This window comes from Pseudomonas sp. Y39-6 (assembly GCF_023651955.1).
In the GTDB taxonomy this organism is placed as follows: Bacteria; Pseudomonadota; Gammaproteobacteria; order Pseudomonadales; family Pseudomonadaceae; genus Aquipseudomonas; species Aquipseudomonas veronii.
Genome location: NZ_CP069594.1, coordinates 278,705 through 293,985, shown reverse-complemented (window position 1 = coordinate 293,985; position 15,281 = coordinate 278,705). Strand labels below are relative to the sequence as shown.

At 59.4% G+C, this 15,281-nt stretch carries 14 protein-coding genes and 1 pseudogene; 9 read left to right on the top strand and 6 right to left on the bottom strand.

From position 1 onward, the window contains the following. Nucleotides 1-14: 14 nt before the first annotated feature. The 3 genes from fdhD (at nucleotide 15) to JN756_RS01305 (ending at nucleotide 3,875) form a co-directional block, all read left to right on the top strand. Nucleotides 15-854 (top strand): formate dehydrogenase accessory sulfurtransferase FdhD, encoded by an 840-nt coding sequence (fdhD, locus tag JN756_RS01315; RefSeq protein ID WP_046385046.1) that lies wholly within the window; start codon nucleotides 15-17, stop codon nucleotides 852-854. After that, nucleotides 851-3,199, top strand: a complete 2,349-nt coding sequence (locus JN756_RS01310) for an FdhF/YdeP family oxidoreductase (RefSeq protein WP_201021720.1) — start codon at nucleotides 851-853, stop codon at nucleotides 3,197-3,199. Before fdhD ends, JN756_RS01310 begins: the two co-directional genes overlap by 4 nt. 199 nt (nucleotides 3,200-3,398) lie before the next feature. Beyond that, nucleotides 3,399-3,875, top strand: coding sequence for a glycine zipper domain-containing protein (locus tag JN756_RS01305; protein ID WP_057005769.1), 477 nt, complete (start codon nucleotides 3,399-3,401; stop codon nucleotides 3,873-3,875). Nucleotides 3,876-3,993: 118 nt separating this feature from the next. On the opposite strand, the gene JN756_RS01300 is transcribed toward JN756_RS01305, so the two are convergent. The 3 genes from JN756_RS01300 to JN756_RS01290 form a co-directional block, all read right to left on the bottom strand. Then, nucleotides 3,994-4,425, bottom strand: coding sequence for an acyl-CoA thioesterase (locus JN756_RS01300; RefSeq protein WP_102617764.1), 432 nt, complete (start codon nucleotides 4,423-4,425; stop codon nucleotides 3,994-3,996). A gap of 23 nt (nucleotides 4,426-4,448) precedes the next feature. After that, on the bottom strand, nucleotides 4,449-6,386 hold the full coding sequence (locus JN756_RS01295; protein WP_201021719.1) for a RecQ family ATP-dependent DNA helicase: 1,938 nt from the start codon (nucleotides 6,384-6,386) through the stop codon (nucleotides 4,449-4,451). 286 nt (nucleotides 6,387-6,672) lie between these two features. Continuing rightward, the gene (locus tag JN756_RS01290) at nucleotides 6,673-7,848 is read right to left on the bottom strand and encodes a tetratricopeptide repeat protein (RefSeq protein ID WP_017848566.1); all 1,176 of its coding nucleotides are present in this window, start codon (nucleotides 7,846-7,848) and stop codon (nucleotides 6,673-6,675) included. A gap of 160 nt (nucleotides 7,849-8,008) precedes the next feature. Between JN756_RS01290 and JN756_RS01285 the strand changes: the two are divergent. From JN756_RS01285 to JN756_RS01270, 4 genes and pseudogenes are all read left to right on the top strand, one after another. Further along, nucleotides 8,009-8,167 (top strand): annotated as a pseudogene (locus tag JN756_RS01285) (Fic family protein); the annotation flags it as partial. A 365-nt stretch (nucleotides 8,168-8,532) separates the two neighbouring features. Continuing rightward, nucleotides 8,533-9,015 (top strand): hypothetical protein, encoded by a 483-nt coding sequence (locus JN756_RS01280; RefSeq protein ID WP_046385050.1) that lies wholly within the window; start codon nucleotides 8,533-8,535, stop codon nucleotides 9,013-9,015. Nucleotides 9,016-9,020: 5 nt separating this feature from the next. After that, nucleotides 9,021-9,656, top strand: coding sequence for a DUF1493 family protein (locus JN756_RS01275; RefSeq protein ID WP_082107806.1), 636 nt, complete (start codon nucleotides 9,021-9,023; stop codon nucleotides 9,654-9,656). A 269-nt stretch (nucleotides 9,657-9,925) separates the two neighbouring features. Continuing rightward, the gene (locus JN756_RS01270) at nucleotides 9,926-10,282 is read left to right on the top strand and encodes a DUF1493 family protein (protein ID WP_017848567.1); all 357 of its coding nucleotides are present in this window, start codon (nucleotides 9,926-9,928) and stop codon (nucleotides 10,280-10,282) included. 86 nt (nucleotides 10,283-10,368) lie between these two features. Here the strand turns inward: JN756_RS01270 and JN756_RS01265 are convergent, their stop codons facing one another. Both JN756_RS01265 and hslO read right to left on the bottom strand, forming a co-directional pair. Continuing rightward, the gene (locus JN756_RS01265) at nucleotides 10,369-11,910 is read right to left on the bottom strand and encodes a phosphoenolpyruvate carboxykinase (protein ID WP_017848568.1); all 1,542 of its coding nucleotides are present in this window, start codon (nucleotides 11,908-11,910) and stop codon (nucleotides 10,369-10,371) included. Between the two features lie 179 nt (nucleotides 11,911-12,089). Next, the gene (hslO, locus tag JN756_RS01260; protein WP_057005852.1) at nucleotides 12,090-12,992 is read right to left on the bottom strand and encodes an Hsp33 family molecular chaperone HslO; all 903 of its coding nucleotides are present in this window, start codon (nucleotides 12,990-12,992) and stop codon (nucleotides 12,090-12,092) included. A 126-nt stretch (nucleotides 12,993-13,118) separates the two neighbouring features. Here hslO and JN756_RS01255 point away from each other — a divergent pair, with 126 nt between their 5' ends. After that, nucleotides 13,119-13,922, top strand: a complete 804-nt coding sequence (locus tag JN756_RS01255; RefSeq protein WP_201021718.1) for a phosphatase PAP2 family protein — start codon at nucleotides 13,119-13,121, stop codon at nucleotides 13,920-13,922. Nucleotides 13,923-13,967: 45 nt separating this feature from the next. Here JN756_RS01255 and JN756_RS01250 read toward each other — a convergent pair whose 3' ends face one another. Beyond that, on the bottom strand, nucleotides 13,968-14,375 hold the full coding sequence (locus JN756_RS01250; RefSeq protein ID WP_017848571.1) for an RNA-binding S4 domain-containing protein: 408 nt from the start codon (nucleotides 14,373-14,375) through the stop codon (nucleotides 13,968-13,970). A gap of 116 nt (nucleotides 14,376-14,491) precedes the next feature. Between JN756_RS01250 and rimA the strand changes: the two genes are divergently transcribed. Continuing rightward, a complete protein-coding gene (gene rimA, locus JN756_RS01245; protein ID WP_017848572.1) occupies nucleotides 14,492-15,271 on the top strand; it encodes a S6 modification regulatory phosphodiesterase RimA in 780 nt (259 codons plus the stop codon). Nucleotides 15,272-15,281: the final 10 nt, after the last annotated feature.

Sequence of the window (15,281 nt, the reverse complement as noted above, 5' to 3'; positions counted from 1 at the left end):
GTCGGTACTGCCTCATGAACGCCAAGCGCCCAGTCTGCGCGGCGCCCGCTGTTCAAACGCCCGCGCCCGCCGCCAGCCAGAGCTACCAGTTTTGCACGCTCGAACACACGGAAGTCGCCAGCACCGCGTTGGCGGAAGAAGTGGCGTTGGCGATTGCCTATAACGACATCAGCCAGGCCGTGATGCTGGTGACGCCGACGGACCTGGAAGACTTCATTGTAGGCTTCAGTATCGGCAGCGGCATTATCGCCGACGTTAGCGACATTTATGACCTGAAACTCAGCGGCACGGGCTCTGCCCAGTACGCTCAGGTGCAGATTTCCAGCCGCGCGTTCTGGAACCTCAAGCAGCAGCGCCGCCAACTGGCCGGTACCAGCGGTTGCGGGTTGTGCGGCGTGGAAGCGCTGGAACACGCCCTGCCGGACCTTGAGGTACTGCCCGGCGCGCCCCTGCCGCCGGCCGAGTGGCTCGACGGCCTGCGCCAGCGCATCAGCGCGTTCCAGCCTCTGGGCCAGCACAGCGGCGCGGTGCATGCGGCGGTGTTCATGAACAACCAGGGCGAACTGCTGCTGGGCCGCGAAGACATCGGCCGACACAACGCCCTCGATAAATTGATCGGCGCGCTGATCCGCCAACGGATTCCAAGCGAAGGCGGCCTGGCCATTGTCACCAGCCGTTGCAGCCTTGAGTTGATCCAGAAAGTCCTGCGCGCGGGCATCCAGACCCTGGTCAGCCTGTCGTCGCCCACCGGCCTGGCCCTGCAATGGGCACGCCGGCACAACCTCAATCTCATCCACCTGCCGCAGAAAAGTGCGCCGCGGGTCTACAGCCCTGCGATGGAGAAACAGCCATGAGCAATCACCACCAAGCCGACCAAACCCCAACCCCGCGCTACAAGCCTTACAAGGGTGCGGCGGGCGGCTGGGGCGCGCTGATCAGCGTGGCGCAGGCATGGCTGACCAGCGACAACGCGCTGAAAAACCTGCGCATGATGCTCAAGACCAACCAGAACGGCGGCTTCGACTGCCCGGGCTGCGCCTGGGGCGACTCGCCGGAAAGCGGCATGGTCAAGTTCTGCGAAAACGGTGCCAAGGCAGTCAACTGGGAAGCCACCAAACGCCGCGTCGATGCCGCGTTCTTCGCCAAGCACAGCGTCACCGCGTTGCTGGAGCAAAGTGACTATTGGCTGGAATACCAGGGCCGCCTGACCGAGCCGATGCGCTACGACGCACAGACCGACCGTTACCAGCCCATCAGTTGGGAGGCGGCGTTCGAGCTGATCGGCCAGCACCTCAACGCCCTGCCGAGCCCGGACATGGCCGAGTTCTACACGTCGGGCCGCGCCAGCAACGAAGCGGCGTACCTGTACCAGTTGTTCGTGCGCGCCTACGGCACCAACAACTTCCCGGATTGCTCGAACATGTGCCACGAAGCCAGTGGCGTGGCCCTGGCGCAAAGTGTCGGCGTCGGCAAAGGCACCGTGACCTTTGACGACTTCGAACACGCCGACGCGATTTTCGTCTGGGGCCAGAACCCCGGCACCAACCACCCGCGCATGCTCGAACCGCTGCGCGAAGCGGTGAAACGCGGCGCTCAGGTGGTGTGCATCAACCCGCTGAAAGAGCGCGGCCTGGAACGCTTCCAGCACCCACAACACCCGCTGGAAATGCTCACCAACGGCGACAAGCCGACCAACACCGCGTACTTCCGCCCAGCGCTGGGGGGCGACATGGCCATCCTGCGCGGCATGGCCAAGTTCCTGCTGTTGTGGGAGCGCCAGGCCCAGGCCGAAGGCAAGGCAGCGGTGTTCGACCACGACTTCCTCAACGAACACACCACCCACGTGCTCGATTACCTCGGCCAGATCGATGACACCTCCTGGGAAGAAATCGTCGCGCAGTCCGGCCTGCCTCTGGTAGAAATCGAGCAAGCGGCGCGCATGTACGCCAAAGGCAAGAACGTGATCATGTGTTGGGCGATGGGCATCACCCAGCATCGTCACTCGGTGCCGACCATCCAGGAAATCGCCAACCTGATGCTGCTGCGCGGCAATATCGGCCGCCCGGGCGCCGGCCTGTGCCCGGTGCGCGGCCACAGTAACGTGCAGGGCGACCGCACCATGGGCATCAACGAACGGCCGCCGGTGGCGTTCCTCGACGCCCTGGAGCGGCGCTTCCAGTTCCAGGTGCCGCGCACCAACGGGCACAACGTGGTCGAGGCGATCCACGCCATGCTGGAAGGCCGCGCCAAAGTATTTATCGGCCTGGGCGGCAACTTCGCCCAAGCCACCCCGGACAGCCCGCGCACCTTCGAAGCCCTGCGCAATTGCGACCTGACCGTGCAGATCAGCACCAAGCTCAACCGCAGCCACCTGATGCACGGCAAAGACGCGCTGATCCTACCGTGCCTGGGCCGCACCGACATCGACATCCAGGCCGAAGGCCCGCAGGCGGTGACGGTGGAAGACTCGTTCAGCATGGTCCACGGCTCCAACGGCCAGCTGCAACCGCTGTCGAGCCTGATGAAATCCGAGCCGGCCATTCTCGCCGGCATCGCCGCCGCCACCCTGGGCAGCCAACCGGTGGACTGGAACTGGCTGGTGGCCGACTACGGACGTATTCGCGAGCTGATCGCCGACACCATCCCAGGCTTCAAGGACTTCAACGAGCGGATCAAAAACCCGGGCGGTTTCTACCTGGGCAACGCCGCCGGGGTACGTCGCTGGAACACGCCTTCGGGCCGCGCCAACTTCCGCCCGAACGTCCTGCCCAAGGACCTGATCCACGAACGCACCCACGCCACCGGGCACGTGCCGGACCTGATCATGCAGTCGATGCGCTCCCACGATCAGTACAACACCACCATTTATGGCCTGGACGACCGCTATCGCGGGGTCAAAGGTCAACGCGACGTGTTGTTCGTCAACGAAGCCGACATCATCCGCCTGGGCTTCAAGCCGGGGCAAAAGGCCGACATCGTGTCGCTGTGGGAAGACGGCCGTGAGCGCCGCGTAAAAGGCTTCACCTTGCTCGCGTTCGATATTCCGGCGGGGCAGGCAGCGGCTTACTACCCGGAAGTGAACCCGCTGGTGCCCTTGGAAAGCACCGGGGATGGCAGCCATACGCCGACGTCGAAATTTGTGGCGATCCGCCTGGAAGCGGCGAGCGACAATGGCCTGATCATGGCGCGCTCGGCGTAAATCCCGGGCACAAAAAAGGCCGCTTTTGCATAAAAGCGGCCGTTCCGAAGTAATTACAGACCCGCCAAAATTACTTAAGTTCCCTAGCTAAAACAGTAAGTTAGAGAATTGTGTACAAGTCGTGTTACTGGTCGGATTTCTATTGTCACAATGTCGACACAGCCTCAGGATCGCGCCGTCATCCTCTTGAGGTCTCTCTATGAAGTTCTCCTCGATTCTCTTGTTGTCCCTTGGCCTGGTCAGTGGCGCAGCCATGGCCGGTGGCACCACCGAAGCCGGTGTAGGCGGCGCATTGGGCGGGGTACTCGGTTCGGTTGTCGGCCAGCAGGTCGGCGGTAATACCGGTTCAGCCATCGGTGCAGCCCTGGGCGGCGCGGGCGGCAGTGCGGTCGGCGCTGACAAGCGCAGCCGCGGCGAAGCAGCCATTGGCGGCGCCCTGGGCGCAGCGGGCGGCAACGTGGTAGGCCGCAGCATGGGCGGCACCACCGGCAGCCTGATCGGCGCAGCCGCCGGCGGCGGCGCGGGCGGCGCGCTGGGCAACTACATGGGCAACAAGAGCGATGACGACGACCGTCGTTACCGTGGCCGTGACGACCGTCGCTACTACCGGGATGATCACCCTGGCCGTGGCCATGCCTATGGCCATCGCAAGAACAAGCATCACTACCGTGATTGATCAGATCTAAAGAACACTGAAGAAACACTGTGGGAGGGAGCTTGCTCCCGATAGCCGAGTTTCAGTCACCCATGTGCTGGCTGATACACCGCTATCGGGGGCAAGCCCCCTCCCACAGTCAGGCCACCAACCGCTGCAACGCCTCGCGCAACATCCCCGGAATCGTCACCGGCTGGTTCGTCCCCCGATCCACGAACACATGCACGAAGCGCCCCGCCGCACAGGCGTCCTCCTCGCCTGCCTTGAACACCGCCAACTCATACTGCACCGAACTGTTGCCCAACTTGCCGACCCGCAGGCCTATTTCGATGCGTTCGGGAAAGGCGACGGAAGCAAAGTAATCACACGCCGAACTCACCACAAACCCCACCACCTCGCCGTCATGAATATCCAAGCCACCGTGTTCGATCAGGTAGGTATTCACCGCAGTGTCGAAGAAGCTGTAGTAGGTCACGTTGTTCACATGGCCATACACATCATTGTCGTGCCAGCGCGTAATGATCGGCTGGAAGTGCCGGTAATCGGCGCGTTGGGGCATGGAGTCAGGCATCGGCGCGTCTCGTCAAAGTGGGTTTACAGGTTATTCAAATGGGTTTCGGCCCACTCGCGTACCTCGGCGTAGGGGTAGTCCTCCAGCGCAGCAAAACCAGGGATGCCGCGTGCCTTCAACTTGGTGAACAGCGGCACGCTGATACCGCCCAGGAACCGCGTCAGCCGTTCGGCGCCGGGCAGTTGGCCGCAGTACTCATGATGCCTGTGGATAAAATCACCGCACAGCCCCATGAAGTTTTTATCCACAAGCGGCGCCAGGCTCGGCGGCGCCGGCAAATGCGCGACATGGCCGTGGCACACCGAACAATGCCCGCAGCGCTGCGGTGCATGTTCATCACCGAAATAGCGGGCCAGGCGCTGGCCCAGGCAGTGTTCGGTGGCGAACAGGTCGAGCATGGCGTGAATCCGCGCCACTTCCGTGACCTCGTGTTGCTTGAAGCCTGTGTATAACTCGGCGCTCAACACCTGCGGATCGAAATCGGTCTTCAGCAGGCTGTAGACCTCCGTCATCTGCTTGCTTTCCAGCTCGATCAGGCCCTGCTCCTGGAAGTAATCCAGCGCTTTCACCACGCGATTGCGCTCGGCCTGGTGCTGTTGATAAAGCGTGTCGAAATCCACCGTCGCCCAGGTCTTGGCCCGCTTGCACACCTGGACGATCGCTGCGACAAACGCCTGCCGCTCCCCGGAAAACCGCGCCAACAAGGCGTCGGGCTCGATCAGGTACTTGAACCGGTATTCGGCGTAAAACGCGTAGCGCGGCGCAATCACGCCTTTGAGTTCCAACTGCACCAGCAGCGTCTTGAGGGGCAGCTCACGGATGTTGCTGTGGTCCGACAGCGAGCGCAGCAGAAACTCCCACTGCCCGTCCCCTCGCGCGGCCTGCAACTCGTCCAGCACACGGCGAATGCCCTCCTGCTCGGGCGTGTCGCCGTACACGAAGTTTTCCAGCACATTGAGGCTGTCGCGGTTGGCGAGCACCAGGCAATCCGAGGGTTGCCCGTCACGCCCGGCGCGGCCGATTTCCTGGCTGTAGTTTTCGATGGATTTGGGCAGGTCGAAATGCACCACGTTGCGGATATCGCTCTTGTCGATGCCCATGCCAAACGCGATGGTGGCGACGATGCAATTGGAGCGCCCACCCATGAAACGCTGCTGGATGCCCTCGCGTTTATCGTGGGGCAAGCCGGCGTGATACGCCTCGGCCTGGATGCCATGGCGATTCAGGTGCTCGGCGATCTGCTCGGCGGTTTTCTGCAAGGTGACGTAGACGATGCTCGGCTGGCCGGGCCGCTCGCTCATCCATTGGACCAGCCGCCGACGCTTGTCCGCGCCGCTCACCGGTTCTACCAACAGGTTGAGGTTCGGCCGGTAGAAGCCCGTGGTGATCACGTCGTCAGGCGCAATGGCGAACTTGGCCTGCATGTCGGCAATCACCTTGGGCGTCGCTGTAGCCGTCAGCAGCAGCGCTTGTGGGATCTTGAACTGACGCTGGTAGTCCGGCAGCTTCAAATAATCCGGACGGAAGTTGTGGCCCCATTCGGAAATACAGTGCGCCTCATCCACCACCAGCAATGAAATGGGCACGCTCTGCAGGAAGTTGCGAAAGCGCTCGTTCTTCAAGCGCTCCACGGAAATCATCAGGATTTTCAACTCGCCCGAGCGCGCGCGCGCCATCACCTCATTGGCCTCATCGCGGCTTTGCGCCGAATCGATACTGCCGGCCGAGATGCCATGGCGTTGCAGGAAACCCAACTGGTCCTGCATCAGCGCCAGCAACGGCGACACCACCAGCGTCAGGTGCGGTAGCAACACCGCCGACAGCTGGTAACACAGGGACTTGCCCGACCCGGTCGGAAAAATCGCTGCCGCCGAACGACCGGCCAGCACGGCGCTGACCGCGGCTTCCTGGCCCAAACGAAATTGTGGATAACCAAAGACCTGCTGGAGGGTGTCGTGCATAAGCTGTCACTCCATTGACCGCTGAAGGTGGCTCAAAAACATAGCCTGGGACGCTCAGCGAATCGAGATAGGTCGCAAGGAAAAAAGAGACAGGATGATACACAGGCTGGGGCAATGGCCTTGGGCCAAATATGACAAGTTCGACTGTGTAAGTAGGAGCATCACAAACCAAATGTGGGAAGGGGATTGCTCCCGATGGCGGTGTATCAGTCAGAAATTAACCGACTGAATTACCACCATCGGGAGCAACCCCCTTCCCACACCTTAGAACGGCACTACAGCTAAATCAGCGGTTCTGCACACGCTCGATCGCCGTGTCATACACCGGATTGGCCTTCTGTTCCTTGGCCAACTGGTAGTGACGCAACGCATCCGCGAACTGCCCCGCCGCTTCGTAGATCCGCGCAATATTGTAGTAGGCGCCGGCACGCACGGTCGCGGCAGTGGCACCGTTCGCCAGGGCGATGGCCTTGCGGTTGGCCCAGATCGACTCGGCGGTGTTGCCAGCCTTCTGATACGCCAGGCCCAGGTTGCCGTAGGCTTTGCCGAAGCTATTGTCCAGGTCGATGGCCTGACGGAACAGGTCGATGGCCTGGTCCAGGTTACCTGCCTGGTAGGCTGCTTCGCCCTTCAGGTTCAGCTTCTTCGCATCCGCTTGTACCGACGAGCTGACAGCCACTGCGGTGACGGCCACGCTGTCGTCCAGCAGAGGCTTGACCTCATTGAGTACGTCTTCGGCACCGACTCTCACACCGGTGAACGTGTTGATGTCCTGGAAGTCGCCACTACCGGTCATGCGGAATACGGTCCACAGGTTGCCCGCGCGGTTCTGCGGCACGTAGTAGGTGCGTACCAGGGATTGCCCCATGTACACAAACACCTTGGCCTCACTGTTGGACAACTCGTTCGAGTTTGGATAACCACTGTTGGAGTAGTCATGCACGGCATACACGTAGCTTTCGCCGTAGTGCTTCTTCTGCAGGGTAATGGTTTCCGGGCCATAGCTGTCGGTGTCGTCCACATCCAACTCAGCGTCGGTGCCCTTTTTGTTACGGAAGAAGATGTTATTGCCGGGGAAAATCATATGCGAGTCGAGGTCGCGCGGGGTCTTGCCCCAGGTCAGCACCACACGCAGGCCGTCGAGGTTTTCCATCACCGGGCTGATGGCGTAGGTCATGCCGGCGCAGGGGCACTTCACTACCAGGTTGGAATAGCCGGGCTTCTTGATGATCAACAGGTTGCTGGCATCATCGGCCGCTTCGCTGGTGAGGGTCACCTGGCCCTGGGCGTTGGTGCGGCCCACCACGTTCTGTGCGCCGTTACGTTGCAGCAGGACTTCGGCGTCGGCGATTTTCTGGTCCTTGACCACCGCACTGAGCACCTCGATCGGCAACTGCTCGGCCTGGATCGAAAAAGCCACTGCACACAATGACATCGCCGAAGCGACACGAAGCAAACCCATGCTTAACTCCCTTTAAGTAGTGGACGGGATCGTCCTACAAGATTTTGCGGTGAAACATACGCTGAATTTAGAGCCCTTGCGGACTTTTTATACAAAATGTGACGTGATTTTATTTCGCTACAATCAAGCCTTGCTACCCCGGTAGCGGCGTCCTGCGTAACCGCCCTACGACCTCGACCGCCTGCAACACATCCACCGCACGCTGTTCGACGACATCTACGACTGGGCTAGCGAGTTGCGCAGCGTCAACATCCAGAAAGGCAGCACACTGTTCTGCACCCCGGAACGCATCCCGCCGGAAGCGGCGAAAATCATCCAGGGTGTATCAGTAGGCCTGTCAGTGCCTGATCGAACCACGAACGGCTAAACCAGCTATTAAGCAAACACAACCAAGCCAGCCACACAGCTAAAACTGTGGGAGTGGGCCTGCCTGCGACGGCGAAACTTCAGGCTATATTTCTATACCTGACCCACCGCCATCGCGGGTAAGCCCGACTCCCACAATTGATTGGCTTTGCCCTGCAAATCTCGGTGAAATTGAAAATGCGGGAATCCTCCGTAAGAAACTATCTATTACTACGTAGTCCCCTTCCCAAACTGCTCAAAACACCCGCCCAATCCTCTACATAACCCCCCTTCGCATGGCCGAAACTATTGATCTCTCAACTGCCTCGGCAAAAACCCATGGACATCGAAAGGACTCAACACATCGGCCACTACGGCGTCACCTTCACGGTCATTCGCCTTACCGTTCTCCCCACTCACAAGCATGCTCTGGCAAACCTTTGCTTGTTAGAAGCCGGTGCTTCAGCAAACGAGGTGCGCTATCGACTGGTGGATCTTTATGAAAAGATGTTTGCTCGTGATTTGCCCTGCAAGATGACTGTCGCGATTTCCAAGCCGCTGACCCGGCAACAAGCCGATCTGCTTAACGAACGCGGGACCATCGTCGCCTTATTATTGGCAGGGGCCTTCGGTGCGCCCATTCACCCGCTTTCAAAACCTGTAGCACGCGTCGTTGGCACCACGGTGGGCTTAATCATCAAAAGCATCATCCGTAGCTACCCCGCTGGCGACGTGGTCATTGGAATTGAAGCCCAGGTCGAAGGCGGGATAGGCCCTCAACGCTCCATGTCTGCCATTGTCGTCCCGTTCCTAGGCGGTTAAGCCCAATGATTGAATATCTTCAATGGATCGTTTTTATCGTTTTGGACATTGTCCTTGTCAAAAAAATCAGATCCCATAACCTCAGGAAATACGCAGGCCTGTCCCTACTGGCTGCGGGGCTGATCTGTTCAATATGGCTCCCTTACTGGATAACTGAAATCCAACTTCCCAGCATCCCGATAGGCGCTATCCTAATAGGCTCAGGATTGTTCTTGGACCGCGACCGTTACAGTCGAATCAGGTCAACTCACCCGCTACTCGTCGCCCCAACGTTGAACCTGGCCCCCGGTTTTCCTGACGATCCTGTCATGCTCCATCTTCTGCAGCTAATTCATGAAGATGTAGGTCTGCCCAAACACCAAATCATAACCATCAATACCTCAATCAACCATGATCTCGGCTGTAACGGCGTCGAGGCAAAACAACTGATGGCAGCGCTGAAACAATATTTCGGCATAAACCTCGGCGACTATAAAAACAACCGCTACTTCAAGCACCGAGGTTTTGATGCGTACTTACGACTCGTGGAAAGAGGCTGCGAGGGAAAGATCCCGCTAACCATCCACATGCTCTATCAAGCCGTCAAAGCCAAACGCTGGGATACCCGAACACTCGAAGCGACGGGACCTCAGAAGCGATGAATTTCTACCTGCAATTAATGTGTTTCCTCGGGTTCTACCTTGTGCTGCACTACCAAATAACCGACTGCACGCTCAGAAAGCGCTTGGCAATCACATTTCTCGCAACCGGCCTGATTTTCACCTTCCTACTACCCTACGTAGCAGTAATCCTTAGAATGCCCTTCCTGCCTGTTTTTCTATTCTTGATAGGCTTGGCACTCTTCATCACCCGAAACAAATTTCGCCTCAAACGCGACCGTCCCCCTCACCCACTCCTGCGTGCTCCCACCATGAACCTCGCCCCCAACTTCCCCGAAGACCCGGTCATGCAGCAACTCCTGCAACTGCTGCACGAAGAAATCGGCCTGCCGAAACACAAGACCATTCGCCTGCAGACCTCACTCAACTTCGACCTGGGCTGCGACGGCAGCGAAGCCAAGCAACTCATGGAAGCGCTGGAACAGGAATTCGCCCTCGATCTGGGCGACTACGACACTTATCGTTACTTCAACCCACCGGTGTTTGATGTGTTCCTCAAGCGGCGGGCCAAGGGGCGTGGCGAAAAGGTGCCGCTGACTATCGGCATGCTTTATCTGGCGATCAAAACCCACAGCTGGGACACGCAGACGCTGGAAAACTTGAGCTAACCGGCAAAACAGCGGCAGGCGCCAACTGACCGTTCGCGCACAAAAAAGCCGCCCACAAGGGGCGGCTTTTTCACAACGACCGAATCTTACAACTTCGGACCCGCTGCCTTGATCGCATCGCTCACGTCAAACTTCTTGAAGTTCTCGATGAACAGACCCGCCAGCGCCTTCGCCGCTTCGTCGTAGGCAGCCTTGTCAGCCCAGGTGTTACGTGGGTTCAACAGGCCGGTCTCAACACCCGGTACAGCCAATGGCACGTCCAGGTTGATGGTGTCGAGGTGTTGCGTTTCAACGCCGATCAACGCGCCGCTCTGGATCGCTGCGATCACGCCGCGGGTGGTCGGGATGTTGAAGCGTTGGCCGACGCCGTAGCCGCCGCCGGTCCAGCCGGTGTTGACCAGGTAGACCTTGGAGCCGAAGCCGCGGATGCGCTTGATCAGCAGCTCGGCGTATTCGCCGGCCGGGCGTGGGAAGAATGGCGCACCGAAGCAAGTCGAGAAAGTCGACTTGATGCCGCTGCCCGAACCCATTTCAGTCGAGCCCACCAGTGCGGTGTAGCCGGACAGGAAGTGGTAGGCCGCTTGTTCTTCGCTGAGGATCGACACAGGCGGCAGTACGCCGGTCAGGTCGCAGGTCAGGAAGATCACAGCGTTTGGCTCGCCGCCGAGGTTCTTCTCGGAACGCTTGGCCACGTGCTCGAGCGGGTAGGCGGCACGGCTGTTCTGGGTCAGGCTGACATCGCTGTAGTCGGCATGCTTGGCCTCGTCGATGACGACGTTTTCCAGCACCGCGCCGTGCTTGATGGCTTTCCAGATAACCGGCTCGTTCTTCTCCGACAGGTCGATGCACTTGGCATAGCAACCGCCTTCGATGTTGAACACCACGCCCTTGCCCCAGCCGTGTTCGTCGTCACCGATCAGGTAACGGCTTTCGTCGGCGGACAGGGTGGTCTTGCCGGTGCCGGACAGGCCGAAGAACAGGGTCACGTCGCCTGCTTCGCCAATGTTGGCGGCGCAGTGCATCGGCAGTACGTCGGCGGCCGGTAGCAGGAAGTTCTGCACCGAGAACATGGCTTTCTTCATTTCACCAGCGTAAAGCATGCCGGCGATCAGCACTTTTTTCTGGGCGAAGTTGAGAATCACGCAACCGTCGGAGTTGGTGCCGTCACGCTCAGGCACGCACTCGAAGTTGGCCACGTTGAGCACTTGCCACTCGTCACGGCCGGCCGGGTTGTACTGAGCCGGGTTGATGAACAGGCAACGACCGAACAGGTTATGCCAGGCAGTCTGGGTGGTCATCTTCACGGCCAGGTAGTGGTCTTCGGAGGCCCCTACATGCACGTGGGAAACAAAATGTTCTTGCGCGTTGTTGAACGCCTCGACGCGAGCCCACAGGGCATCGAACTTGTCGGCCGGGAACTTGCGGTTGATCGGGCCCCAGGCAATGGCGTCCTGGGTCGAAGGCTCTTCAACGATGAAACGGTCGACTGGCGAACGGCCGGTACGGTGACCGGTTTCTACGACCAGTGCGCCAGTATCGGCAAGCACGCCTTCACCGCGCTGCAGGGCTTCTTTGACCAGATCGTCAACACTCAGATCGGTGTATACGGCGTTATTGGCTTGCGTCATGAGGTTCCCCGTCGGCCTGTGGCCGAGTGCTCCAAACGTTTTGTAGTAGAAAGTTGCGCACTACTACCGCGAAAAAAGTGGGCCGGATTATGCCAGAAAAGCCCAAAAAAAGTAGGGCCCTCCCGTCAGAACAGCGCTAATCCGGCATTTGTCAGGTGATTTACCTGTGCTTAAACGTTTTAGTGGCGGGTATCGGAGGGGGTACCGATACCGGCGCCGGCGAACAATTGGACGATATCGGCGGCGTCGAACAGGTAGCGCTGGTTGCAGAACTGGCAGTCGATTTCGATCTGACCACCGTGTTCCACCACCAGATTTTGCGCATCTTCCAGGCCGAGACTGACCAGCGCGTTCGCCGAACGCTCGCGAGAGCAACTGCAATGGAAGCGCAAACCCTGCGCGTCGAACAAGCGCACAGTCTCTTCGTGGTACAGGCGATGCAGGATGGTTTCGTTGTCCAGGGCCAGCAATTCTTCGGCGGTCAGGGTGCCAGCCAGGGCGGTGAGGTTGCGCCAGCTTTCGGCGCGTTCGTCGTCGTCCTTGATGCGGTCGGCGGGCAGCTGTTGCAGCAACAGGCCACGGGCGCGCTTGCCGTCGGCGTTGAGCCAGAAGCGCGTGCCGATCTGCTGGGACATAACGAAATAGTTGGTGAAGCAGTCCGACAGGTTTTCGCCGTCGAGGTCGACGATGCCCTGGTAACGCTGGCCGTCGGTCGGGTCGACGGTGAGCGCCAGCACGCCGTTGGGCATCAGGTCGGCCAGGGTCGCGTCCGGGGCGATCAGATCAGCCTCATACCGGGCCAGGCCACGGATCTCACGCTCGCTGGAACACTCGATCATCAGCAACGGGACCGGACCTTCGGACCGCGCCTGCAGGATCAGCAACCCGTCGAATTTCATGGTGCCTACCAACAGCGCCGCCGCCGCCATCAATTCACCGAGCAGTTGCGCGACCGGCTCCGGATAGGGGTGCTTGGCGAGGACTTCGGCATAGCTGCGCTCCAACGAGACCAGTTCGCCGCGGGCGTCGTTCTCGTCGAAGATGAAGCGTTGGGTGAAGTCGGTATCCGGTAAATCAGTCATAGGTCTAGGTATCTGAATTGATGACAAAATTGTTACAACGTTTATAAAATTGAACGCTTTAGCACCATTTTGGTGCGGCTCTCTCCTGGAAACAGAGAGCTTATATAGAGCAAAGAGGGACAGTTTATGAACAATCCGGGTTTGTTCCAAGCCAAGTGGAACCTCCGGCGATGGGCTTTTTGCAATCTACTCGCATTCGGGCTGCTGTGTTTTTGGCTGTGGCCCACAGGCCAGATGCTATGCGTGTTTTTCGACGAGTGGCTGTTTCACCTGTTCAATGCCCCCCTGGCGAGCAATCCGACCTGGCTGCATGTGTGGGCCGTGGCCAGCCTGCGGCCGTTTGATGCGGTGGTCGGCGTGATTCTGCTGACGCTGTTGATTCGCGGCGATTGGGTGTTCAAGGCGGCGCAGGTGCGCCAGGCGTTTCTTGGCTTCTTCGGGATTCTGCTGCTGTTGCTGTTTATCCGCATGCTGTTTTCCAAACTCGCGGCGCAGATGGGTTGGCAACACAGCAGCCCTTCGATAGTGCTCAGCGGCGCGATTCGGATGAGCGACTATTTCCCGGGGCTGGAGAAAACCTGGGAGTTGAAAGACCGTTCGAGCCAGAGTTTCCCTGGGGATCATGCTTCGGTGCTGCTGATCTGGGGAATGTTCATGACGGTATTCGTCCAGCGGCGGGGCCAGGTGCTGGTGATCTGGGGCCTGGCGTTGGTGTTCATGATGCCGCGGCTGGTGGCGGGCGCACATTGGGCGCAGGACGATTATATCGGCGGAGTGTTGCTGGCACTGCTGGCATTGGGATGGGGCTATTACACACCGTTTGCGGCAAAGGTGTCGCAGGTGTTGCTACGGCTGACCGCGCCGGTGTTCGGGTTACTCGCCAAGCTGCCGGTGATCGGGCGATTGAGCGTCATGCGCGCATCCTGCTGACGCTCCCACATCTATCGATCTGCTTTGCGCTGACGATGTGCGCGGTCAATCGTCATTACCGCTGCCGCGAAACTTGAACAGGTCGCGGCGCTGCTTTTTGCTCGGCTTGCCATCGGTGGTCATGCCTGTGGCGCCGGCCTTACGCATCGCCGCTGCGTTTTCGCGCTTGGCAACGCTGGCTTCGGTCTCGGCATACAGCGCCTGCGCTTCGGGTGCGCCACGGCGCACGCTGGAAAGCGCCTGGACCACGACAGTTTTTTCGTCAAATCCGATACGAATCTGCAACTCATCACCCACGCGCGGCTCTTTGCCCGGCTTGCAGCGTTCGCCGCGATGATGCACCTTGCCACTCTCGATAGCAGCCTTGGCCAAGGCACGGGTTTTATAGAAACGCGCCGCCCACAGCCATTTGTCCAAACGGATTTTTTCTTCCTCTGCCTGCTTCTGAGCCACTTGAATTCCTCGTTCTGAAAAATGTCGCAACTTTACTGTTGAAACCCTTCGACGCATAAACCCCAAGGCTCACCTAAGATACGCCAGGTAGCCCCCTGTTTTCGCGAGGATACCCTGTGACCGACTTCCCGACTTCACTCACCTCGCCCAACCAGCATTGCGTGGGCTGCCAGCAAAGCGAGCCCTTGGGTTTTGATTTTGCATTCGCCTACCAACCGATCGTAGACCTTCGCGACCATTCGGTTTTTGCCCACGAAGCCTTGGTGCGGGGTTCACAGGGCGAAGGGGCGTTGTCGGTGCTGGCCCAGGTCAACGATAGCAACCGCTACCGTTTCGACCAGCGTTGCCGTACCCAGGCAATCGCCGGCGCCGCGGCCCTGGGGATGCAAACCTGTCTTTCCATCAATTTCATGCCCAACGCGGTGTATCGACCCGAACTGTGCATTCGCAGCACCCTGGAGGCCGCCCGCACGCACAATTTTCCGCTTGACCAGCTGATTTTCGAGACGCTGGAAAGCGAACACATAGATAACCATCGCCATTTGACGAATATTCTGCGTGAATACCGCGAATTCGGCTTCAAAACTGCCATCGACGATTTCGGCGCGGGCTATTCGGGGCTGAACCTGCTGGCCGATTTCCAACCTGACTTGATCAAACTCGACATGGCGCTGATTCGCGATGTCGACCAGGATCGTGTCCGCCAGGTCATCGTCCAGGGGATTGTCACAATCTGTGAGCAGTTGGGCGTTACTGTCATCGCTGAAGGCATTGAAAGTGCCGGTGAGCGCGACTTCCTGTCCGACTGTGGAATATTTCTGATGCAGGGCTACTGGTTCGCCAAGCCCGCATTCAACGCGCTGGCCGAGGTTTCCCCTCAAGCCTGGGCGAATTGACCGGTTACCC

What these genes read in the sequence shown, in the direction of transcription:
- hslO (WP_057005852.1), bottom strand. Translation starts at nt 12,992, where the DNA reads ATGACTGATTTACCGGATACCGACTTCACCCAACGCTTCATCTTCGAC.
- JN756_RS01275 (WP_082107806.1), top strand. Translation starts at nt 9,021, where the DNA reads ATGATTGAATATCTTCAATGGATCGTTTTTATCGTTTTGGACATTGTC.
- fdhD (WP_046385046.1), top strand. Translation starts at nt 15, where the DNA reads ATGAACGCCAAGCGCCCAGTCTGCGCGGCGCCCGCTGTTCAAACGCCC.
- JN756_RS01295 (WP_201021719.1), bottom strand. Translation starts at nt 6,386, where the DNA reads ATGCACGACACCCTCCAGCAGGTCTTTGGTTATCCACAATTTCGTTTG.
- JN756_RS01290 (WP_017848566.1), bottom strand. Translation starts at nt 7,848, where the DNA reads ATGGGTTTGCTTCGTGTCGCTTCGGCGATGTCATTGTGTGCAGTGGCT.
- JN756_RS01255 (WP_201021718.1), top strand. Translation starts at nt 13,119, where the DNA reads ATGAACAATCCGGGTTTGTTCCAAGCCAAGTGGAACCTCCGGCGATGG.
- JN756_RS01305 (WP_057005769.1), top strand. Translation starts at nt 3,399, where the DNA reads ATGAAGTTCTCCTCGATTCTCTTGTTGTCCCTTGGCCTGGTCAGTGGC.
- JN756_RS01270 (WP_017848567.1), top strand. Translation starts at nt 9,926, where the DNA reads ATGAACCTCGCCCCCAACTTCCCCGAAGACCCGGTCATGCAGCAACTC.
- JN756_RS01280 (WP_046385050.1), top strand. Translation starts at nt 8,533, where the DNA reads ATGGACATCGAAAGGACTCAACACATCGGCCACTACGGCGTCACCTTC.
- JN756_RS01300 (WP_102617764.1), bottom strand. Translation starts at nt 4,425, where the DNA reads ATGCCTGACTCCATGCCCCAACGCGCCGATTACCGGCACTTCCAGCCG.
- JN756_RS01310 (WP_201021720.1), top strand. Translation starts at nt 851, where the DNA reads ATGAGCAATCACCACCAAGCCGACCAAACCCCAACCCCGCGCTACAAG.
- JN756_RS01265 (WP_017848568.1), bottom strand. Translation starts at nt 11,910, where the DNA reads ATGACGCAAGCCAATAACGCCGTATACACCGATCTGAGTGTTGACGAT.